This is a genomic window from Sphingobacteriaceae bacterium GW460-11-11-14-LB5 (assembly GCA_002151545.1).
Taxonomy (GTDB): Bacteria; Bacteroidota; Bacteroidia; order Sphingobacteriales; family Sphingobacteriaceae; genus Pedobacter.
In genome coordinates, this window is record CP021237.1 from 3,446,277 (window position 1) to 3,470,156 (window position 23,880).

13 protein-coding genes are annotated in these 23,880 nt (G+C 41.8%); 3 read left to right on the forward strand and 10 right to left on the reverse strand.

Translation table 11 applies throughout. From position 1 onward, the window contains the following. Window positions 1-345: 345 nt before the first annotated feature. The 3 genes from CA265_13765 to CA265_13775 all read left to right on the forward strand — a co-directional run bounded on the left by CA265_13765 (window position 346) and on the right by CA265_13775 (window position 6,216). The gene (locus CA265_13765; protein ARS40666.1) at window positions 346-1,347 is read left to right on the forward strand and encodes a glycosyl hydrolase; all 1,002 of its coding nucleotides are present in this window, start codon (window positions 346-348) and stop codon (window positions 1,345-1,347) included. Window positions 1,348-1,355: 8 nt separating this feature from the next. Continuing rightward, window positions 1,356-4,319 (forward strand): beta-galactosidase, encoded by a 2,964-nt coding sequence (locus CA265_13770; protein ARS40667.1) that lies wholly within the window; start codon window positions 1,356-1,358, stop codon window positions 4,317-4,319. 226 nt (window positions 4,320-4,545) lie between these two features. Beyond that, window positions 4,546-6,216: a beta-xylosidase gene (locus CA265_13775; protein ID ARS40668.1), complete on the forward strand. Its 1,671-nt coding sequence runs from the start codon at window positions 4,546-4,548 to the stop codon at window positions 6,214-6,216. Window positions 6,217-6,575: 359 nt separating this feature from the next. Here the strand turns inward: CA265_13775 and CA265_13780 are convergent, their stop codons facing one another. From CA265_13780 to CA265_13825, 10 genes are all read right to left on the reverse strand, one after another. Then, entirely contained in the window at window positions 6,576-7,829 is a 1,254-nt protein-coding gene (locus tag CA265_13780) for an exopolygalacturonase (GenBank protein ID ARS40669.1), read from the reverse strand. 109 nt (window positions 7,830-7,938) lie between these two features. Next, the gene (locus CA265_13785) at window positions 7,939-10,710 is read right to left on the reverse strand and encodes a glycoside hydrolase (protein ID ARS40670.1); all 2,772 of its coding nucleotides are present in this window, start codon (window positions 10,708-10,710) and stop codon (window positions 7,939-7,941) included. A 4-nt stretch (window positions 10,711-10,714) separates the two neighbouring features. Further along, window positions 10,715-11,023: an L-rhamnose mutarotase gene (locus CA265_13790; GenBank protein ID ARS40671.1), complete on the reverse strand. Its 309-nt coding sequence runs from the start codon at window positions 11,021-11,023 to the stop codon at window positions 10,715-10,717. A gap of 137 nt (window positions 11,024-11,160) precedes the next feature. Then, window positions 11,161-13,614 (reverse strand): alpha-glycosidase, encoded by a 2,454-nt coding sequence (locus CA265_13795; protein ID ARS40672.1) that lies wholly within the window; start codon window positions 13,612-13,614, stop codon window positions 11,161-11,163. 2 nt (window positions 13,615-13,616) lie between these two features. Beyond that, window positions 13,617-16,118, reverse strand: coding sequence for a hypothetical protein (locus CA265_13800; protein ARS42990.1), 2,502 nt, complete (start codon window positions 16,116-16,118; stop codon window positions 13,617-13,619). 5 nt (window positions 16,119-16,123) lie between these two features. After that, window positions 16,124-17,251, reverse strand: a complete 1,128-nt coding sequence (locus CA265_13805) for a family 88 glycosyl hydrolase (GenBank protein ID ARS40673.1) — start codon at window positions 17,249-17,251, stop codon at window positions 16,124-16,126. 16 nt (window positions 17,252-17,267) lie between these two features. Beyond that, the gene (locus tag CA265_13810; protein ID ARS40674.1) at window positions 17,268-20,171 is read right to left on the reverse strand and encodes a beta-glucuronidase; all 2,904 of its coding nucleotides are present in this window, start codon (window positions 20,169-20,171) and stop codon (window positions 17,268-17,270) included. 95 nt (window positions 20,172-20,266) lie between these two features. Further along, complete coding sequence (locus CA265_13815) at window positions 20,267-21,058, reverse strand: hypothetical protein (GenBank protein ID ARS40675.1); 792 nt, start codon at window positions 21,056-21,058, stop codon at window positions 20,267-20,269. Between the two features lie 140 nt (window positions 21,059-21,198). Beyond that, window positions 21,199-21,966 (reverse strand): GDSL family lipase, encoded by a 768-nt coding sequence (locus tag CA265_13820; GenBank protein ARS40676.1) that lies wholly within the window; start codon window positions 21,964-21,966, stop codon window positions 21,199-21,201. A gap of 12 nt (window positions 21,967-21,978) precedes the next feature. Beyond that, a complete protein-coding gene (locus CA265_13825) occupies window positions 21,979-23,868 on the reverse strand; it encodes a hypothetical protein (GenBank protein ARS40677.1) in 1,890 nt (629 codons plus the stop codon). Between the last annotated feature and the right edge of the window lie 12 nt (window positions 23,869-23,880).

Here is a 23,880-nt window from a genome sequence, read left to right on the forward strand (position 1 = left end):
TGTCGAAAGACTTGTTTTAAACACTTTTGATTGTTTCGACAGGACCTAACATGACAGCATCTGATGAGAAATTAACTTATGATGCAACCTTTCCCCCCTCCCTCTACTTCGTATTGTATTTGTTACCGCTCAATATCAGCCACGAAACCATAATTTCAAACGTTTGAAAAGCATTTAAAGCCGCTTACATGTGTTCTGGCCATTTTCTACAGGATAGAGCAGGATGGCGCTCTCAATTTTAAACGCTAAACTCGTTTAAACTATTTAACCAAATATTTCCTTTTTATTAATGGTGCTTCATTTCCCTGTGAAATAGAAGAAGTCCATTTAATTACGAATTCAGAGATGAAGAAAATCTTGCTTGCCTGTTTGATGTTATTTTCGATATACGCCTTTGGCCAAAAAAGCAATAAAGTACAAGCCGTTCCCAAACCATTGTACAGTGATCCTGTTTACGATGGCGCTGCCGATCCGGTGGTGATCTGGAATAAAGGAGAAAAAAAATGGTTTATGTTTTATACCAACCGCAGGGCTAACGAAAAAAATTTAGATGGGGTAAGCTGGGTGCATGGCACAAGGATTGGCATTGCCGAATCGAAAGATGGTGTAATATGGAAATACCGTGACACCTGCGATATTCAATACCGGTTAACCGATTATACCCATTGGGCGCCTGAAGTAATCGAAAATAAAGGGATATACCACATGTATTTAACCTATGTACCAGGCGTTTTTAAAGATTGGCGTCATCCAAGGTACATGGTTCACCTGACCAGCAAAAACCTCATCAACTGGAAATTCGAATCTAAATTAAAGCTTGCTTCCGACCGCTGTATTGATGCCTGTGTGTTTAAGCTGCCTGATAATAAGGGCTGGCGCATGTATTATAATAATGAAATGGCAGGCAAATCGATCTATTATGCCGATAGTAAAGATTTGTACCATTGGGAAGATAACGGCAAAAAACTGATTGGCGATAAAGGCTGTGAAGGTCCAAAAGTATTTTATTGGAAAAACACCTATTGGATGGTGGTCGACAACTGGAACGGCCTTGGCCTGTATTCTTCAACCGATCTCCTCAGCTGGAAACGCCAGCCTAAAAATATTTTACAGGAACCCGGAAAAGGAACCGATGATGGTGTAATGGGTGGTCATGCCGATGTGGTGGTGAACGGAGATAAAGCTTATATTTACTATTTTACCCATCCAGGCCGAACACCTGAAAATAAAGGCGTTGACAACGCAACAACGAGAAGAAGTGTAATTCAACTGGCCGAACTGGAATACCTGAATGGCGAAATCAGCTGCAACCGTGACAAACCCTTACCTATTCAATTAAAACCCTAACCAATATAATGAAGCACATTTACCTTTTCTTAATGGTTGCCCTACTGCCTGTTGTTGCTCTGGCACAGCAACCTGCGACGCACAGAAAAACCTACAATTTTAATCCTGGATGGAAACTTTATGTTGGCGATTTACCTGGTGCAGAAAGTAGCGATTTTGACGACAAAACATGGAAAGCCATTACCCTACCCTATGCCTGGAACGAAGATGAGGCCTTTAAAAAATCGATAGAAGATTTATCAACTGGTATTGCCTGGTACCGCAAGCATTTCACCATTTCAGAAATCAATGCAAACAATAAAATATTCCTCGAATTTGAAGGCATCAGGCAGGCCGGTGAATTTTACCTGAACGGAAAGTTTATTGGTCGGCATGAAAATGGCGTAATGGCTTTCGGGTTTGACATTAGCGCTTTAATCAATCAAAACAAAGAAAATGTAATTGCAGTTAGGATCGATAATGCCTGGAACTACAGAGAAAAGGCGACCAATTCTGGCTATCAATGGAACGATAAAAACTTTAATGCCAATTATGGTGGGATATCGAAAAACGTACGCCTGCATGTAACAGGTCAGGTATACCAGACACTCCCACTTTATTCGACCTTAAAAACCACTGGTAACTACTGTTACGCGAAGGATTTTGATATTAAAGGTAAATCGGCGGTGATTGTTTCCGAATCGCAGGTCAAAAACGAAAGTGCAACAGATCAAAAACTGGTTTACGAGGTAGAATTAAAAGACCTTGATGGAAAAATTGTTAAAACTTTTAAATCTGCAGAAACCCCTATCAAAGCGGGCGATACGTTAACCTTAAAAGCACAGGCATTGGTAAACGACTTAAACTTCTGGAGTTGGGGTTATGGTTATCTGTATACCGTTACCTCCAGGTTAAAATCGGCAGACCAGGTTATCGACGAGGTTAAAACCAAAACCGGCTTTAGAAAAACAGCATTTAAAAACGGGATGGTTTACTTAAACGACCGGGTAATGATGATGAAGGGCTATGCCCAGCGCAGCAGCAACGAGTGGCCTGCAATTGGCTTATCGGTACCACCATGGCTAAGCGATTATAGCAACCAATTAATGGTAGAAAGCAATGCCAATTTGGTACGCTGGATGCACATAACGCCCTGGAAACAGGATATCGAATCATGCGATCGTGTTGGTTTGATCCAGGCGATGCCTGCCGGAGATTCGGAAAAAGATGTAACCGGAACCCGTTGGGATCAGCGGAAAACAGTAATGACAGATGCCATTATTTACAACCGCAACAACCCGAGTATCGTTTTTTACGAATGTGGAAACGAATCGATCAGTGCAGCGCACATGCAGGAAATGAAAGACATCAGAAATCTGTATGATCCAAACGGCGGCAGGGCCATCGGTTCGAGAGAAATGCTCGATATCCCTGAAGCGGAATATGGAGGCGAAATGTTGTACATCAATAAAAGTGCAACTAAACCCGTATGGTCTATGGAGTATTCAAGAGATGAAGCCCTGCGAAAATATTGGGATGAATTCTCCCCTCCTTATCACATAAACGGCGCTGGTCCTAAATATAAAGACGCTGATGCCAGTGATTATAACCGCAACCAGGATTCGTTTGCGATTGAAGATGTAATCCGCTGGAACGAATATTACGAAGAGCGCCCTGGAACAGGAACCCGGGTAAGTTCGGGTGGTGTAAACATCATATTCTCTGATTCGAATACCCACCACCGCGGAGAAGAAAACTACCGCAGAAGCGGCGAAGTGGATGCCATGCGCATCCCTAAAGATGCTTTTTTTGCACACCAGGTCATGTGGGATGGTTGGGTCGACGCTAAAAAAACAGGCATCCATTTAATAGGGCACTGGAACTACAAAACTGGCATCAAAAAGAATGTATATGTGGTGGCAAGTGGCGACAAAGTCGAACTGATTTTGAACAATAAATCACTTGGTTTTGGTGAAAAAAGTAATGGTTTTCTGTTCACTTTTAAAAACATTAATTATCAGGCAGGAACAATCAAAGCCATCTCTTATTCTTCGGCCGGGAAAAAACTGGCAGAAACCCAGTTAAAAACAGCAGGTCAAGCTGTTGCTTTAAAATTCACCACAATAAAAAATCCGGGTGGTTTTAAAGCCGATGGTGCCGATGTGGTGTTGGTGCAGGTTGAAGTAGTCGATCAGAATGGAAACCGTTGTCCTACCGCTTCAAATAAGATCAACTTCAGCTTAAATGGCCCTGCCGAATGGCGTGGTGGTTTGGCGCAGGGACCTGATAACTATATTTTGGCTAAAGACCTGCCGGTTGAAAATGGCATAAACAGAGTGCTCATCAGATCGACAACTACAGCCGGAAAAATTAATCTGACGGCAAAGGCCGAAGGCTTACAAATGGCAAACCTTTCTTTTGAAACTTTACCTGTTAAATCGACTAACGGATTATCTGTTCAACTGCCAGGTGATGGTTTGAAACCGAACTTAAGCAAAGGTCCAACACCACTTGATCCATCATACACTGTTTCGCGGAAATCGATCAAAATTATTGCTGCGGAAGCTGGTGCGAATAACGATAAAGCCAGTTTAAGCTTCGATGATAATGAATTGAGCGATTGGGTAAACGATGGAAAAATTGCCACCGCATGGATCAAATATACTTTAGCAAAAGAAAGTACCCTGTCAGCGGTCTCTTTAAAACTGAATGGTTTCAGAACCAAAATTTACCCATTAAAGATCTTAGTTGACGGAAAAGTGGTTTTCGAAGGCAATAGCAAACCAAGTTTGGGTTATTTTACGGCTAATTGTAAAGCAACGAAAGGAAAAACAGTGACCATACAATTAGTGGGCTCCGGAAAAGAGAAAGAAAATTCGAATGTTGGCGTAGAGGTAAACGGCAAGAAGCTGGATGATGGTGTTGAACGTGCGGAAACCAAATTAAAAGGTGGATTAAGCATTATTGAAGCTGAGGTTTATGAGCAGCCTTAGGCTGTGCCAGGCTTCCGAAGTTAACATGTCAGTGACTTGGCAAAACTTCGGAAGTCTGTTATTAACTATTTTTAAACAGTCGTCACCCTGACCTGTAGTGAACGGAAAGCTATGAAGTAAACCGGGCTTTAACCGAGCTCACCGAACGTAATTTAATTCAGGGTCTTAAAGGCATGACAGATACCGAAGCAAGTTCAGTATGACGAAATATCTAAAATAAAAAGCGATGAAAACATTAAAAAGTGCTTACCTCCTATTCTTTAGCTTATCCGTTTTTATCTGTACGGCCAATGCTCAATCAAAAGCTAACATTCAGGTTAATTTCGACAAGAATATAGCGAAAATGAAACCCATTTGGGCATGGTTTGGTTATGATGAACCGAATTATACCTATATGAAAGATGGTCAGAAGTTATTAACGGAGATTTCGAAATTGAGTCCGGTTCCGGTATATGTACGGGCGCATAATTTACTGACCTCTGGAGATGGTACCCCTGCTTTAAAATGGGGATCGACGAATGCTTATACCGAAGATGCAAACGGCAAACCCATTTACAATTGGAAAATTGTTGATCAGATTTTTGATAGCTACGTCAAAAGAGGCATGAAACCTTTGGCGCAAATTGGTTTTATGCCCGAAGCGCTGTCAACCAAACCTTTTCCTTATCAGCACAAATGGAAACCAGGTGTCCGTTATGAGGAGATTTTAACCGGTTGGGCCTATCCACCTAAAGATTATAAAAAATGGGGAGATCTGGTTTACGAATGGGTGAAACACAGTGTGGCACGTTATGGCCAGGCAGAGGTAGAAAGCTGGTACTGGGAAGTGTGGAATGAGCCTGATGGTGCTTATTGGAAAGGTACACAGGCCGAATTCTTTAAACTTTACGATTATGCTGCCGATGGACTTAAAAGGGCTTTGCCCACTGCAAAAATTGGTGGAGCCAATGTAACCGGCGGTGGTACCAGGTATTTAGATGCCTTTATCAAACATTGTTTAAACGATACCAATTATGTAACCGGCAAAATCGGATCGCCTTTAGATGCGGTACTTTTCCATGCCAAAGGATCGCCAAAAGTTTCAAACGGAACTGTGGTGATGAATGTTAAAACCCAGCTCCGCAATATTGATGGCAATTATAAAATTATCAGTAAATATCCTCAGCTTAAAAACATCCCTGTTATTATTGGCGAATCCGATCCTGAAGGTTGTGCCGCCTGTGGCATGAGTACCAATCCGGAGAATGCTTATCGGAACGGCACGATGTATTCGAGTTATACCGCAGCCTCCTTTGCCCGGCTTTATGAACTTACAGATCAATATAACATCAATCTGTTAGGTGCCGTTACCTGGTCGTTCGAATTTGAAAATCAGCCCTGGTTTGCGGGTTTTCGCGATTTAGCCACCAACGGCGTCGACAAACCTGTTTTAAATGTATTCAGGATGTTTGGCCAGATGAAAGGGAACCGTGTGGAAGCCATAAGCAACCGCATGTACAATTTAAATTCTATTTTAGATTCGAGCATCAGAAAAGCCCAGACAGACATAGGTGTTTTAGCCACTAAGGCTGAAAAAACGGCAGCTGTTATGCTGTGGAATTATCACGATGAAGATAAAACAGATTCGAAAGATCTTATTTCCATTTTGTTAAATAAATTACCTGCCAAATCAGTAACCATAACCGAATACCGCATTGATGCTGAAAACAGTAATTCTTATGCGATATGGAAAAAAATGGGGTCACCACAAAACCCGGATGCGAAACAAATTGCAGCGTTAGAAAAAGCAGGGCAACTTAAAATGACTGCTAAACCCAGAAAATTTGACACGACAAGTGGCGCTTTTGAAATGGAACTGGCCAGGCAAGGGGTAGCTTTATTGAAGCTGGATTGGTAGTATTTTGCTCTTTTGCCACGGAAACACTGAAAGCACGGAAATAGAGATGTATTAATTTGCCGTGGTCTGTGTCTCCACAGACCACATATATACTATTTTTTTTGTGCTTTCCGGACAAAACCGATGATAAGGTGAGTTAAAAACATTTATCTGGAGATGGCAGGTATAGGTGGATCGTCATTCCCAACTTGATTGGGAATCTTAATGTTTTAGCTAGGTTTATATCTTGTATTCAGATTAGCTTCGCTGAGCACTTCGTGGTTCCCGCCTGCGCGGGAAAGACGACCGTTCTTTGCAATCTGTCACCCTAATCGTTTGATCTCGAAGCCTATATCATTAACTTAAGAATAAGTCTTGGATTAAGGTTTAACCACCAATGGCGCCCCGTTTACCATTACGTTTTCGATTTTAACATCCTGATACCTGTTCTTCAAAAATGGCGTTTTGGTGATAACTTCCAGATCTTTAAAAAGAAAGCCTGATACTTTATCTTCAGGATTGCCATCCATTTCGCCAAATTTTGTTGCCTCCACTTTAATATTGGTGATCTTAATGTTCCTGATGGTACCAAATGGTTTTGCTGTGCTGCCTGCCAGATCGAAAAATTGTTTCCAGGGGTTTAGATCGATAATGGCGCCGCATTTCCCGGTAATATTTTCTACGGTGATATTTTCATAAAGCTGATAAGTATCGCCACGCATTTTCATTTTTAAAATCGGACAGGTATTCTCTACCCTGCAGTTCCGCATGATAATATTGCGTGCATGAATACACTCGCTTCCCATGGTTAAAGTAGCATGTGCTTCGCCAATAGTACAATTTTCAATTAAAATGTCTTCAACAATTCCGTTTTCCGGCAGTTTCTGTGCATCAGGGCCTTTACCACCTTTAATACAAATGGCATCATCATTCACCGAGATATAACAATTCCTGATGGTTACTTTTCTACAAAAATCAATGTCTATACCATCAGTACTGGGTGCTTTTACCGGACGAAATGGCGAGCGGATATCGCAATTCTCAATTAATACATTATTCGATTGGTATAAATGAGTTGTCCAGAATCCAGCATTACGCAATTTTACCCCCTTAATATTCACGTTATTACATCCCCAGATAAAAAGTAAGCGTGGACGGCTCACCTCTAAGTTGGTAGATTCCCTTCCTAATTTTTTAAGCGAATCGCGATGTGCCCAAAATGTTTTCCAGAATTTAAGTCCGTTTCCATCAATAGTGCCTGGGCCCGAAATACTAAAACCATCTACTTTTGTCGCATTAATTAATGCGGCGAAGTATTTTAGGCTCCTCCCTTCCATACGCGATGGGATAAATGGATAATCTTTGATCTGATCAGATCCTTTAAGTACAGCACCTTCCTGCAACAACAGTTTTGTTTTAGGCTTAAAAAAAAGTGCCCCGCTAAGGTAAACACCCCTGGGGATGACGATCGTTCCCCCTCCTTTTTGATAAGCTTTATCTATCACACTTTGAATCGCTTTGGTATTCAGTTTGGTGCTATCGGCACTTACACCAAATTTGGTGATGATATAATCCTGAGCCATGGCATTTATAGCAATGACCATAAACAAAGTGAGTATAATGTGTTTTTTCATGATAAAATGTTGCATAACCTGTAAATAATCTTGACTCCCAATATGCGTAGTGTTATTTGACTACCTAAGCCACCTGAGATCAACTAAGTCTGTTCACACCATTATTGGATTAATTGAAAGCTGTAATACTTACCGGGCCGATTAATCCTGAAGGCATTACATTCCAGCTTGAAGCATCAAAATCCTTATAATTAATATTGACGAAATTGATTTCGTGGTAATTCCGCCATTGTATTTTTTTGATGTCCATATCACGGATTCGGTTCGCCATCAAATTAACCACTTCAATTTTAATGGTATTATGACCTGCTTTTAAATATTTACCCACACGGGCCTGAAAAGGAATGCTCCATAAAATACCTACTTCCTGTCCATTGATCCACACCCTGGCACTTTCATCAACCTGGTTCAGGTTCAAAACATATTCTTTAGCGGTTTTTGAGCTTAAGTTAAAACCTGAAGTATAAACACCCGTACCCGAAAAGGCCTGTAGTTTAGGATCGCTCAAAGTGGTCCAGCTTACCAACTTGTCTAATTTCTGATCTGCCGGAAGCTCAGGTCCACCTTCGGTAAAATGTAAATTCCAGGACTGGTTAAGATTGATGGTGTTCGCAGCTTTATTTAAATAAACCCAGGGCGTATTGATTGTTCCATTACGCTCCACTTTTAAAAACAAACTCTCCCCCGATTTAAGCTGTACGCGAACCTTTTTATCGCGTATTGCCGCCACACCCACATTCGAGCTTTGCGGATCCATAATTAAAACTTTGCCTTCTTCATTTAAGGAAAGTTCGGTATCGATATCTTTAGCCGTGTGGTTCACCAGATAATAATATTTGCCGGTATTTGTTTTTCTTCTGATAAACTGAAGGCCGGTATCAGTTAAAGTTTCCCTGATAATGGCTATCGAACTTAATGCTTTTTGTATATCGTTCACTAATAGGATTAGGCCTGAGCCAATCTTAAATTGTTTAATTCCGTTAGGACCATCGGTAAAAGTCAATTTAGCCAGGCTGGCTTTGAGCTGTGCTCTCCTTGCATCCAGGTTATTTAAACCCGGAACATCCTTAGGCAATGCCTGAAAAATAACTTTTGCGCCATTGCTGGCCAGTTTGATCATCTGATCTAAAGTTTCCGGACTGATCATTTCGCACTGCGGAACGATGAGTACCTGATATGGCGCAGCTGCCGCGTTGGTACTAATCAATGCCTGGTTCACCGTTGACTGCTTCAATAACCGATCAGATGCAAAATCAAAAGAATAACCTGACTTAGAGAGTTCTTTCGATAATTTATAAAAAGCCGTTGGATGTAACCACTCATCAACATCATGTACTTTTAAGGCCATATCCAAACCTTTGCCCTTGTTCCATACATCATATATGGGCCAGTAGATTAAAAGTTCGTTATCTGGCTTTCCTGATTGAAGAATAGACTGGCAACGGGTGATATAATTGTTTAAACCCTGCGCATGTGGCCATAAACTGTTGTTTGGGTTCATTTCTACCGAAGCATAAAACAACCATCCCGGCCAGGGTGCATTTGTTGGCGAATTGGTGGTACCATGATAAAAAATATGGTTGATACCTGCCAAGAACAATTGCTCCGCTTCTGGTTTACACTGCGAAAAAGAGGTTTTAAAGTGTTCAGTTAACCAGGTAAAGGTTTCAGAAGAAGCCAGTTTTTTACCGCCGGTATGTGCCGCAGATGAGGCAAATTTGCACATCATTGGATCGGGATCTACATTACGGATATCTGCTGCATCGCGCCTAAGCCCTGTGATAGGAAAATAACTCGAACCAAAGGTTTCAGTTTCGGGGATATCTACCGCACCGTAAAGATCGAGCAAGTTGCCTGGTGAACCATGCGACTGGTTTTTGGTAGCCGATTTAAGCTGATGTGCCCAACCGGTCCAGTTTTGTGTAAAATTATGCAGCAAAAGTTCGTCCATGGTTTCGCGATAGTCGGATTTTAAACGGGCTATGTTTTCGTTTGTAGAATCTTTACCGCTTAATTCTTTAATATGACTGGCCAAGTCGTAACCTCTGTTTTTCTTAAATTCCTGAAAGAAGGTTGGCGTCCATGTTGCGCCATACACTTCGTAACTGTCGTTAAAAAATGAGCGAACACCTTGTGGTTTGCTTCCAAAAGCATCCGAAAATCTTTTCAGGTAAACATCAACTGCATTTTTATCGAGGTGATCTAAAGTAAAACCTTCTCCTCCCGGGGCAGCACGTTTAACCATTTGCCGAGTTTTACCTGCAAAAGCAGCATAAATATCCCAACTGCCACTAGTGGGCGACCAATTTAAAGATCCATCAGCCTGAACTTTAGAAAGCAAATTGAGTACCTCACCATTATTACCGTAAGCGGTTAAAGCCTGTAGCTGCGCGAAATCCTGTTTGGCTTCTTTAACCTGAATGGCTTCCGTTAACTTTTCGCCCGCTTTGAGCGTGTATTGCTGGGTAATCAGTTTGGTTGCAGCGTTTTCGGGTTTAATCTGCGGACCACCAAACGGCCAGCCTGTACCCGTATTCATATCAACCCCCAGGCCTAAAGTATTGGCTTTATTTACCGTATGGTGTAATATATTCATCCACTCAGGAGACAAAAACTGGAGATATTGTTTTTCAAAGCCTTTGGCTCCATAAATTGGGGTGATTTCTACTCCACCGAGGCCAGCATCGGCATATTTCTTTAAAACAAGGTCTAAATTCTGTTCATCTACAGCATTCCCCATCCACCACCAGCGGGTCCAGGGTTTCATCTGCTTTTCGATAACCGGCCAGCTACCGGTATTTTTTACAGGCTTTTGTGCTTTGGCCAGACCAAAAGTTAGCGTACTAAACAGCAGAACAGAACAGAATCGATGTAATTGCATATCGTTAATCTAAATGGAATACCATTTCTAAAGGGAATGTTTTTGGAGAATTATCGGCATTGGTTTCCATAATATCGGCCATGTATGCCCACCATTTCTGCACAATCCGCGTGCTGCCCAAATCTTGGGAGGAGCTGCCGTTTTGTTGTTGCACAGCAAAAAGGGTATTGGTTTCTTCATCTAAAAAAATAGAATAATCGCTGATCCCATTTTCTTTTAATAAAGTTGATAGCTCTGGCCAGATCTCATCGTGGCGCTTTTTGTATTCTGTTTCAAAACCGGGTTTAAGTTTCATCTTAAATGCAATTTTCATGTTTTCAATTTTATTTTTTTAAGGATTCTCCTCGCCGTGGTTCGTGTCCGCACGAACCGCTAATATTATTTATTTTATACCCAAACTGAAATCGTTCAGTTTCGGTCTGTGAGGACACAGACCGAGGAACTCCCCCATTAATTCACGACAAAGCTCAAATCAGTACTGTTATCTCCGGCCGATTTAATCCAGAGTATTTTATTCCTGGTATCATAAAACCAGCCTTCAGTTTTATCTAAACGATCTGGTGTTTTTAAAGCTTTTATTTTTTGCCCATTCTCCGAAACTGTTGCAGGATCTGCTTTTCCTGTCCAATGTATTTTGGCCAGATATTTATGCTTACTGGGCTTAAAACTTCCTGCTGGTTTGGCCACTCTCAGTGTAAAATTTGATGCAGTTAATAAAGACGTGATCTTCGTTAAAGCAAAACTTCCTGTTTTGTAGGCTGCGCTTAAATTATCATCTTCATAAAGGTCATATTTAGATTCGCCGTAAGGGAAAACATCCAGGGTAATCACATCAACGGGTTTTTCGCCACTGTAGGTCATTTCCGGCTGCATCGGAATAATGCTGCCCGCTTTAACAAATAAAGGAATCGTATCTAATGGCGCTACCACATGGTGATAACTTTTGCCTTCATATTTCTCATTTGTCCAATAGTTAAACCAGGTGCCTTCCGGCAGATAAACCGAACGGGTAATGGCCCCTTTAGTGGTTACCGGGGCGACCATTAAATGATCGCCAAACATATACTGATCGCCAATTTCATATACATTTTCGTCATCCTGATGGTTTAAAACCAAAGCCCTCATCATCGGCAAACCCGTTTCATATTGCTGGTGCATGCTCGTGTACAGGTAAGGGAATAAACGGTAACGCAACAGATCATATTTTTTAAAATTACGCAAAGCATCTTCACCATATTTCCAGGGCTCTTTATAACCAGGGTGATCCATCCCGAAAACCAAGGCAATCGGACTAAACATCCCAAACTGCACCCAACGGATATACAATTCCGGATCAGCCTGATGCTCGAAACCGCCCATACAATGCGCCCATGAACCTACGCCTGAAAGACCAACATTTAGACCCGCTTTAATTACCGGAGCAAAATATTGCCACTCGCTAGGCCAATCGCCTGCGAAAATATAAGGATAACGTTGGATACCTGAATAACCTTCACGGGTTTGGTTCAATCCCCTAAAGCCATTAAATCGTTCAAACTCCAAAAACGGCGCTTTGGCATAAGCGATAGGGAAAAGATTATGTAAACGTTCGGCATCTTTTCCGGTTGGCCCTACTTTCTCACTTTCGTTGGCTAAAGATCCAAAAGCACTGCCTTCGTCTGTTTTGAGGAATTTTGCCCCCAATTTTGCTACCCGCATTACACCGTTATCCCACCACCACTGTGTAGCCTTTTCATCGAAAAAGTTTACAAATTCGCCGGGTTTACCATTTTCAGGATAGGTATAACCTTTTTCCCTCGCCTGATCTAACAGGTTTAATTTTTTGGCATTATCAAACCGCGGACGAAGATGCAAGCCCACCATTTTATAGTTCATGGCGTAAATGCTATCGAACATCGATTTTGGATCTTTAAAGGTTTCTCTCCATTCGAAAGAAGTGGCACCTTTACCGCCATTTTCGCCAAATAAGCGCCAGGTAGAATCCAGCCACAACAAATCAACCGGAATGCCCAATGACCTGTATTTTTTTGCCAGCTCAACCACATAATGATCAGAAGATTGAGCCTCATGCCCCCACGTACCTCCGCTATACGTACCAGCATGTAGTCCTAAGGCAAACTGCGGTAGCATCGGCGATTTGCCGGTAATACTGGTATAGTGATCTAAAATGGCCGGAAAAGTTGGCCCATACATGAAATAATAATCTAATTCTCCATCAGCTGCTTTAAAACTGTACTGATCTTTTTTCGTGGCGCCCATATCCCATTCGGTGGCAAAGGAATTATGGAAGAAAATACCGTAGCCTTTTGTACTCATAAAAAACGGAACCGGACAATAATTGGCCTCTAATATATTGTAAGCACCAATGGCATGCGGCAAACCTTTACCACGGCCCACATTTAAGGTTAGTTTTTTAAAACGGCGATCCATAAAATCCATGCGTTCGCCAAAACCAAAAAAATGTTCATCGGCCTGCAGTTTTTTGCTTACCCCAACCTGCGTATTTTCTTTACTTACCGCTCCCTTTAATTCGCTACTCAGCAATTTACCTTTAGCATCAAAAACATCAATCCTGAAAGGGGCCTTGTATAATTTAACCACCAACTTTGCTGTAGCAAGCAAAAAATGATCTTTTTTATCCGAAACTTTAACCGCAACATTAGCCAAGCTGTAATTGATTACCATCAGGTTTTCGTTGGCTTCGAATTTACCGCTCCAGCTGCTTCTGATCCTGAATATTTCCGGTGTACAGAATTCGAATTTCACTTCTCCCCTTGTGGTTGAAAATGAAATGGTATTTCCCGTTTTCTTAAAACCAGATTTATAATCGCCAATGCTTTGTGCCCTGGCAATAGAAAATATAAAAATTAAGGTTAGTGCAAAAGCTAAAAGTTTCTTCATCATATTTATTGTATTTCCAACTGGTTAATTACCAAGCCCGGATCGAGCATATAAATTTTTACCGTCGATTTACCTGTTTTATTAATCTCGTGTTTGGTTAAACCTGAAGCGTAACCTTGTAATACATTCTGTTTCCAGATGTTATTTTCTGAAGCCGGAGAAATGTTTATGATCTGTGGTGTATCGTTATTTACAGAAATGGCATAACGCACTTTAATGCCGTTATTAACCCCTTGGGTAGGCAGGCATTTTACTTCGATCTGGTGCTCACCCTGTGTTTTAAAATCAACATTATAAATGGTAAAAGCAGCATTTTGAAGCTTATTATCGCTCACAGGCTTAAAAGTAAAAGGATATAGAGAAATACCATCGCCACCTAAACCCAATCCCTTTAAAGTTTGTAATGTTACTCCTTTTGGAACAGATTTCTCGGCATATTTAGCAGCACGAAGAATTATTTTATTTTCAGTTTTCGCTACTGCACCTGATGGTCTCGCAGCAATAGAATCGGCCACTTTTGGCATTTTAAAAACGGCTAAATCGCGAGGTTTCCAGCTCATCATGCCGTTCCACTTGCCACCTGAAATTTCTTCATTGTATTTTTTGGTAATCAACTGGATCTGTTCAAAAGCAGCTTTCGATTTTTTCGAATAAGTCAAAGCCGATTGATCTCCGTTTGCCGCTAAGGCCAAACTTTTTTTGGCGTATAAAATCTTTTGGTTCATCAGCATGGCACCTTCAACGGGGTACAAAATCAATTCGAAATAAGCATCTTTTAAACGTGCAGGGATCTGATCATTTAAACTTTTAGCCTGATTGTAAATCTTTTCATAAGCGGCCAATCTTTCTTCGGCCTGCTCATCAGTGAAAGTAACACTGGCCATATGCTCTGGTTTAGCAGCATGTGCCAAACGGTAATAAACGGCTTTTATCTCGGCAATGGGTTTTGCAAACTCAGCGCTAAAGGTTTCAGCGGCCCAGCTTTCGGCATATCGATCTGCATTTTCCGGCTTCCATTGATTTACATTCCAGGCCAGGTCCATCGCAAATTGTGTTTCCATTTCAGCAGGTTTAATATCACCCACATTTATGACCCAAAGTCGATCAGCTTTGTACTGGTAGGCTTTGCTTAACTCATAAGAAATCAAGGATGGAGAAATAGAAGAAAGCCACAGGTAGTCTTGCGGGGCACCCCAGTACGAAATATGGTAATACACCCCACTTCCGCCCGATCGTTTTTGTTCTTCAGGGTTCGAAAGCTGACGGATATAACCATGATTATCATCCGCCCAGACAATGGTTACATCATCAGGAAGTTTCAATCCTGCCTGATATAAAGATAAAACCTCTTTGTAAGGGCAAAAAATCTGTGGGATAGTGCTTACGGGTTTAGTAATATTCTTGCTTAAAATTGTTCTTTGATCAGTTATGATTTCGCCCAGCAAATTTACTTTTGCATTTTTATCTTTCGGTCCTGGCATACTGCCGTCGTGAATGCCACGCATCCCAACGGTATAAACCGATTCGTAATTTTTAGCTTGTTTTACACGGTCAGTCCAGTAATTGGCCATTTCATTTTTATTCAGATCGTAACGCCATTCGCCAGGTTTTTTACCGTATTCATGTTCAAAATTCTCTGCCCATTCGAAAACATTATTCCGCAGCATCGGTTCGCAGTGACTGGAACCTAAAACAATGGCATATTTATCGGCCATGACCGGATTGTTGGCATAATAATAAAACGCTTTGGTTGAAGGATGCATACCCGGCCAGATGTAATTGGCTTTTAACCTAAGCAGTAATTCGAATATTTTGGTGTAGGTTTTCGGACCAATATCTTTCACATCTGTATCCATCATTTTAGCTGCCCAGGGCTGAATGCCCCAATCTTCATCATTGATAAAAATACCACGGTATTTAACTGATGGCGACTCCACTAAAGGCTGACCAGCTTTTACATATAACGATTTTTTTGTTGCAGGCTTCACATCCGCCCACCAACAAAGGGGTGATACGCCAAGCATCCTTGACAATTGAAATACACCATAGGCTGTTCCTCTCCTGTCACTTCCGGCTATCACCAATGCTCTTTTTACGCCTTTTAAAGGGTTTTCGATCACCGAAACCGAAAAAGTTTCCCATTTGCCGGCTAAAGTGGTACGGTCGATTTTCCCGGCTTTAGCCAGTTGATCGATATAAAATGATTGACCTATTGTACCGATAATGATCGGATAGGCACTTAAAGTTGTATTATTTTTAAAAACCGGCGAAGTAAGGCCAGTTAATAATTGAATGTCATCCTTAAAAGCAGTAGCCGCAATTCCTACCACTTCGGCATCCTTTGCATCGATATAAATGGATGATGCTTTTCCTCCGTCAACAATCGGGAACGATGAAACACTGTTAATTTCAGAAACAGCAATGCCTGCCCTTTGTGCCATATTTTGTTTAGGCAGCAAGAACAACCACATTAATATCGATAAAGCAGCCAGGTTTCTGACATTCATTTTCATTATTTTTTAAGTTTATAAACTTCAGTTCCGGCCAATAAAAAACAGCCCAAACCATAATCTTCAAAATCAGGTACACTGGTATAGGTTACCGGTTGCCCATCTTTTGGCTCTTTACCTGTTCCCTGCATAAAACCGATGGATCCGTTTTTCTGAACAGCATCTTTGGTCATGGCATTCCAGGCTTTGGTAATGATAGGCAAATAAGTCGCCTTATCTAAAATCCCCTGGTTTACCCCCCAGGCCATACCATATACAAACAAGGCAGTACCTGAAGTTTCTTTACCACCAAAATGCGTGGCATCATGTAAACTTACATTCCAAAAACCATCAGTACGCTGGATCGGCACCAAAGCTTTGATCATTTCGTGATAGGTTTTTAAATATTCATTGCGGTGAGGTTCATTTTCAGGGATAATTTCCAATACACGTACCAGTGCAGCCACAACCCATCCGTTTCCTCGAGCCCAATAACAATCTTCTCCGTTAGGTTCTTTGTAAGGCGGCACAAAATCTTTATCGCGCCACCAAAGGCCATCTTTGGCATTGTACAAACCACCACCTTCAGTATTTTTGGAGTGTAGGTACATTTTGTACATGTAATTGTAATAGGTGGTATCGTTATATAATTTGCCCAATTTGGCGAAAACAGGCATCCCCATTTGTATCGCATCGATCCAGGTCCAATCGTTTACCTTGCCCGATTTAATCACCAGATCGATCGAGGCTTTAATATCCTTGATGCGCTCGGGCTGCTGATCAATCAGGTAAAGATCGATATAGGTTTGTCCACAGGCCTGATCGTCGGCATTTTTGGTGCTAATGCCATTTCTTAAACCCCAGTTATGTTTTTGCCCCCATTGAACGGCATAATCATAATATGCTTTTTCAGGATGGATTTGATAAAGATTCATTAATCCTTCGTAATAAACGGCCCTTGTCCAGATGTTGCTTGGCCTTTCCCGGTTGGTTATGATCGATTTCCCGGCATCAGGCCACTTATTCATAAAATAAGCGTTTGTAGATTTTAATACTTTTAGAACTTCCCTTTTATTTGGGATTTTCTGTGCCAAAAGTAACTGGACAGATATGCTGAATAGTATAGCGGAGCTGAATATAAATTTCTTCATGGTGGTTTCGCTTATCTTAATTGGTTTTCGGTTTTGGTTTTAATTCGTCCGGACTATCTTTTGTAAAAGTATCGAACTGGATTTTCGACGGACTTTCGAAGATATCTTTTAAGGTATTAAAAGCCACTTCATATTTTGGATTAAACTGATCAGATATCATGTATTGCTGCAAACTGAAATAAAGCTGCTGAGCCGCCGGGCTATCTTTTAAATCAGGCGAAAGATTGGCGCTCGAAACTACTAATTTCCCCTTACCCACTTTCGCCTCAAAAACCAGCGCCAAACGGCGGTTCAAAAACCAGGTATCGATCGGCTGAATAATTGGCTTAAAGCCCGATGGAAAATCTTCGAGGTTCATCACCTGCGATTTATTGACAATCTCCCACCATTGCATATCGCTGTGGAAATCGGTCGGGAAATTGTTAAAAGCAGCATGTTTTGGGTCGCATAAAATACCCAGTGTATGTGGCGGACGCATTTTAAACCATGAGGTATTCCAAAACACCGGTAAAAAAGTCTGCACCACTTCTTTTCCTTTTACCACTTTGCCTGATGCATTGAGGAAAACATTGCCCCCTTCGGCCAAAACCGACTGGGCTTTGTCATCTAAACTGGTACAGTAATATACATTGCTTTTAACCTGTGGTAATTCTGCAGGATAAACCCAGAAACTCCAGTCGTTCGCGAATTCAGTTCCATCAATGGTAACCTCCAGTTTCAGTTTGGTTGCTTTTGTTATGCTATTTAGGGGAAATTTAATCTCTCCGATGGTTATGCAATTGGTTATAGCTAAGGTTTTAGGATCGAAACTACCTTTCGCCACATTTGTGCCCCCTTCATCTTTGAGCGTCCAGGAGAGTTTTGCATTTTCTATCGTTGCTTTCCCAAAATGGGACACCTCTACCGCAGCTGCTAAAGTTTCATTATTGGTAAAAACAAACTTCGAAACTTTTAGCAGAGGCACTGTACTGTTAGAAAAACGTTTGAATGCTTTCGCGGTGATATAACCTTTCTCATCCCAGAAGGCATCCAATACACCAACTAGCGCTGTTCCCTGTCCGGGATAATCATTTAAGGATAAAAGCTGGTAACCATTGTAATTTGGCGTCCGCAATGCTTTTTCGATTTCATTTTTATAACAAAGGGCTTGTAATTTGCCCGAAGCCATTAAAAAGTCATGCGCCTGATCGGCCATATCGTGGTCTTTAAGATCTTCCTGAAACATTTCGAAGTTCTTTGCGCGATAAACACCGGTATATTTTTTGATTTCATCGAAATTAGGAAAGGCACAATATTGTCCCATTTCGTGTGCCACAAAGGGCACCGTACACTGTTCGATCTGTTTGGCATAAGTGGAAATGCTTTCTGGTTTTCTGCCCCAGTCTAAACCCCTGGCACCTGCACGTACCATAAATTCGTTGTTTGGAATAACCGGCCAGCTTCCACCAACCGATGCGCCGGTGTACAGACGTCTCGAATCTTTGGCTTTCCAGTAATTATTAAATTTGGTCAGATATTCAACCTGCCTGCCCCGCGGTTCATTTCCATAGGCCATCATACAAAAAGATGCATAATTGCCATAGCTTTTAGCCATGCGGTTGGTTTCATCATAAATAAACTGATCGATCGGTTTTCCATCTCCGATTGACGAACCATGATTGGCCCAGCTCGGTCCTTCTGGCTGCAGGTAAAAACCTATCTGATCTGCGGCAATAAAGGCAGCTTCAGGAGGACAAAATGAATGAAAACGCATGTGGTTTAAGCCATGGGCTTTCGAAATTTTAAAAATACGTAGCCATGCCGCAACATCCATTGATGGGTAACCGGTTAGCGGAAATTCGCAATTATTAACCGTACCGCGTAAAAAAACCGGACGGCCATTGATTTCAAAAGTTCTGCCTACCGCTTTAAATTCGCGCATGCCGAACTGTATTTTTTTCTCATCTTTTTTACCGTCTTTCGAATTCAGTGTGGCGGTTAAACGGTATAATGCCGGATCGAACTCATCCCAGGTGGCTATTTTATTGCCCATTGGCAAATTGATTTCCAGGCTGCCTTCACCATTTGTGATCTGATAAGCCGCTGTTACTGGTTTGACCTGCAGGATATTTTTGGTATTGAAAGTTGTAGCAGCCAGCGTAATTTTCCCGGTAGAGGATTCGCCGGCATTGGCTTTCAACTGGATTTTAACTTTGGCAGACTTATTTTTCAGATCAGGGTAAACCTGGATATCATCAAAATAAACAGGCGAGCCGGCCAGCAGTTCCATTTTGCCTACCACCCCATTCCAGTTTCCCTGGGTATGATCGGTTAAACTATGCGAATCCTGCCCTACATTGATTGCCTTGATGCGGTTATCAATCAGTAAAGTGATGGTATGTTTTCCAGCTTTCAAATTTGGCGGGAGTTCAAAATTCTGAGCGACTACAAAGGTAAATTGCGTCCCGATTTCGATATCGTCTATCCAAACCCTTGTTTCGGAATGGGGATACTCTAAAGATAATACCAGCCGCTTACCCTTCCAGCTGGCGGGGATTTCGATAGCTTTCTGATACCAGGCCGCACCGGTATAATGTTTTGCAGGGGTTAACCAGAAAGGTATTTTTAAGTTACCGGGTTTACGGTATTTTTCTAAACGGGGGTGGAAAAAGTAAGAACTATCGTAAATGCTTCCGGTCCACTTTGTTTTGAGGGTAATATCATCGCCTTTTAAATTTTCGGCCATCGAACCTGGTAGATTAACGGATTCAGGAAGAACGGATGAATACCATTTTCCTTTTATGCCTTCATCTTTAGCATCTATTTTGAAACGCCATTTGCCTGCCAGTGAAATACTTTGGGCATGTGTTTTCGGAATGCTTAAAAATATTAAAGCCATGCCTATCAGCACTATGAAAACCCGGTTTATCTGTATCTGCATAAAATTGAACGGCTTATCACCGCTGGTATTTGGTTAGGCTGTTAAAATAAAACAATATCGGCAGGAAAGCATCCTGTAGTATCCTGCCCGGTGACTTATTTCAGGTAGCTATTCAGTTTATTGGTTTTTAATTTCTTTAGGCCTTCTACCACAGTCGCTGCATTTAACTTCGCACCGGCTTCGTTGGTATGGGTGTGGTCTTTCTCGGTAAAAAATGTCTTTACCTCAGTCGCACTTAAAGCGGCATATTGATCTTTAATGAGCTGATTTAATGGAATAAAATCAACTTTTTCGGCTTTTGCCACGGCTTCGGCCCAACCCGCATAACTGTCGTTGGCTAAAACCACCGCGTTATCTTTAACCGGATTGCGTGGAATTGGTGAGCAAACAATCGGCGTTGCGCCTTTAGCTTTGATGTCGTTAATGAATTTGCGCAGGTACCAGCCATACGTGTATACCACTTCCTGCTTTTTCTTAATCGGGTTGTAAATTTCTTTACTTTCCGTTCCAATGCCTTTTATGGTACCACGGGCACGGGCGGTATCATCCAGCGGACTGCTATCGTTATGGCCAAACTGCATCATCACAAAATCGCCTTTTTTTACTTTTGCCAAAACCGCATCCCACAAACCATTGGTTTGAAAAGTACGACTGCTGGTGCCGCCAAGTGCATCATTTTCGACATTGATTTTCTCCGTGTTAAATAGATTACCGATAAAACTTCCCCAGCCCCATAAAGAACCATCGCCTTTGCCTTTCCCGTTTTTAACGGTCGAATCGCCAATGAGGAATAAAGTGGGTTTTGCCTGCTGTTTCAAGATGACGCAGGAAGAAAAGATAATGAAGATAGTTAAGAGAATTAGATATAGGTATTTAGTTGATTTCATATGATAATGATTACTCCCCTCGGGATTGATTACACCCTTTCAGGGCTGATTACACAGATTATTAGATTACTAAGATTGATTTTCGGGTGATTTGCTATGCTCCTTAATCTTCGGACATCGGACTTTCGGACCTCCGTCTTCTAGTCTTTCAAATACTTTTTCAAATTACAATCTTTCAATTCTTTAATTCCTTCTACAACAGATTCGGCGTTAACTTTTGCACCGTCTAAATTGGTATGGGTATGGTCGCCAGGGAAATATTGTTTTACTTTATCCGGACCGAGCGCATCATATTTATCGGCTGTAATTTTATTCAGGTCGACGAAATAAGCATTTTCTTCTTTCGCAACTTCAGCGGCCCATTTTCCGAAATCGTTATTCGCCCGAAGCACTTTGCCATCTTTAAAAATGTTCCTGGGGATCATCGATAATACAATCGGCGTAGCGCCTTTGGCTTTGGTTTCGCGTACAAATTTGCGGATATACCAGCCATAGGTATGTACCGTTTCTACCTTTCCATCAGGCCAGGTTAGTACTTTGGTTTCTTCACCGGTGCCTCTTAACACACCTCTTCTACCGGCTTTGGTGGTATCAGGTGCACTTCCGTCATTGTGCCCGAACTGCATCGTAACGAAATCGCCTGGTTTTAATGTTTCCAGGACCTTATCCCACCGGCCTTCTGATAAAAAAGTGCGTGTACTTCTCCCGGCCATGGCATTATTTTCTACATGGATTTTTGTGGTATCGAACAGGGATGCAATTGGTGTTCCCCAGCCCCAGGTTTCTTTGTTCGAATTGCGAACGGTAGAATCGCCAATGGTATGAAGAGCCGGTTTGTGCTGCGCAATAAAGGCAAAAGATGAAATGATGATGATCAGTCCCGCCAGGATAAAGCTATATTTTCTCATTCTTGTTTAATATTATTGATGGTACCCGATTAATTTAATATTTGGTTTTGGTGGTTTATTCATATCGTCGCCCATGTAAAAACTGGTATGCGGGGGCTGATTATAGCCCACATTTTGCCAGGCAATGCTCAAACGGTACTGCGGATCGTGCATGAAGGTATAAAAACGGTGCGTGGTTGGAATGGTGGTGGTAAAAATCCTCAATTCACTGGCATCAGCCGTGCGATAAATCACTTCTTCGCGCCAGTCGCCTAAAATATCAGCCGATAAAGCCGGGGTTGATTTAGTGCCATTGTTTGATAAACAGTTATACATCCTTGCATTGAGCAACCTAACCGTTTTGGCGTTTTCGTAATCCCATTTATCGATTGTCGTCGAATTTAGAATTTCGCTCTGGCAATCTCCATCCCAAAAAATACCGAAATTAACACTCGGGGTAACTGACGAAATTTTGTTTCCCTTAGCATCGAACATTCCGGTTATGCCTGCACCTGCAACCCAGCATTCTGAACCCCTATACCTTGGATCGATATTTAAAGCCAGTCCCCTACCAGGACCTTCGCCATCTTCGCCGGCTTTTACAGATGCTTTTTTCCATAATATTTCTCCGGTTCTGGCATCCCTGAAGCTTGCTCCGGCGTCAGAAAATTTTTCCTGAATATCAAAAACCTCCAATCCTGGCCGGTCCGGATCCAGATCGCCAACATGTAACGCATCTCCGTGCCCTAAACCAGTGGTGTACAAACCCTTTCCATTATCATCAATGGTCATGGCCCCATAAATAATTTCATCCTTGCCATCATTATCTACATCTGTAATACTTAAATTATGGTTTCCCTGCCCGCTATAGCCTTTATTTCCGGGGTCGCCACTATCAAAAGCCCATCTTTTGTGCAGTTTTTTACCTTTAAAATCCCAGGCGGTAATAAAAGTTCGGGTATAGTAGCCCCTGCTCATAATTAAACTGGGATGTTTTCCATCGAGATAAGCTATTGCAGCCAAAAAGCGGTCCATTCTGTTTCCGTAACCATCACCCCAGCTTTTCTTTAATTCATCGGTTGAGGGTTCCAGATTCGGTGCACGCGGGGGAATAAACTGCGTGGTGGTCATTTCTGCTCCGGTTAAGCCATCAAAAACAGTTAAAAACTCCGGGCCTGCTAAAATATATCCATTTTTGTTTCGCCAATCTTTAGTGGTATCACCTATAAACTTCCCTTTTCCGTCCATAGTGCCATCAGCTGTTTTACAGGCCACTTCTGCTCTGCCATCTCCATCTAAATCGTACACCATAAATTGGGTATAATGCGCGCCCTCACGGATATTCTTTCCTAAATTAATGCGCCATAAAAACGTACCATCTAATTTATACGCCTCCAGTAAGGGATCTGTTGTGATACCCGCCTGCGAGTTATCTTTTCCTATGCCCACCTGGTGTAAAACAATTTCATATTCCCCGTCGCCATCTAAATCCCCTACTGAAATATCGTTAGGTGTATAACCTGCCAGTGTTTTTAAGGGGACAGATAAATAAGGTTTTGCCTCCGTATTTTGAGGCAATGTGAAAGGAGCACTTTCGGCTTTTTCTTTTCCATTGATCACCGGTTTTACAAACCATTGATTTTCAACTGTAAAATCTATCTTTTTATCCGTAAAAATTGTTGCTCCGGTTATTGGATTTTGGTTCAATTTTACAGGATCCGAATGGTTTGTTCTCCTGTAGAGGTTAAAAGAAATCTGATCGGGATCGGTACCTAAAACCCGCCAGCTGACAAAAACACTGTCGCCGGGCATGTGTACGGCCACAACACCTCTGCCAAGTGCTTCCATTTCGCGTTGAGCGAAAAGTGAGGTCGCGCAGAATAGGCTAAAAATGAAGCAGGAGGTTATAATGGTTTTAATCATAAAGGCGTATAA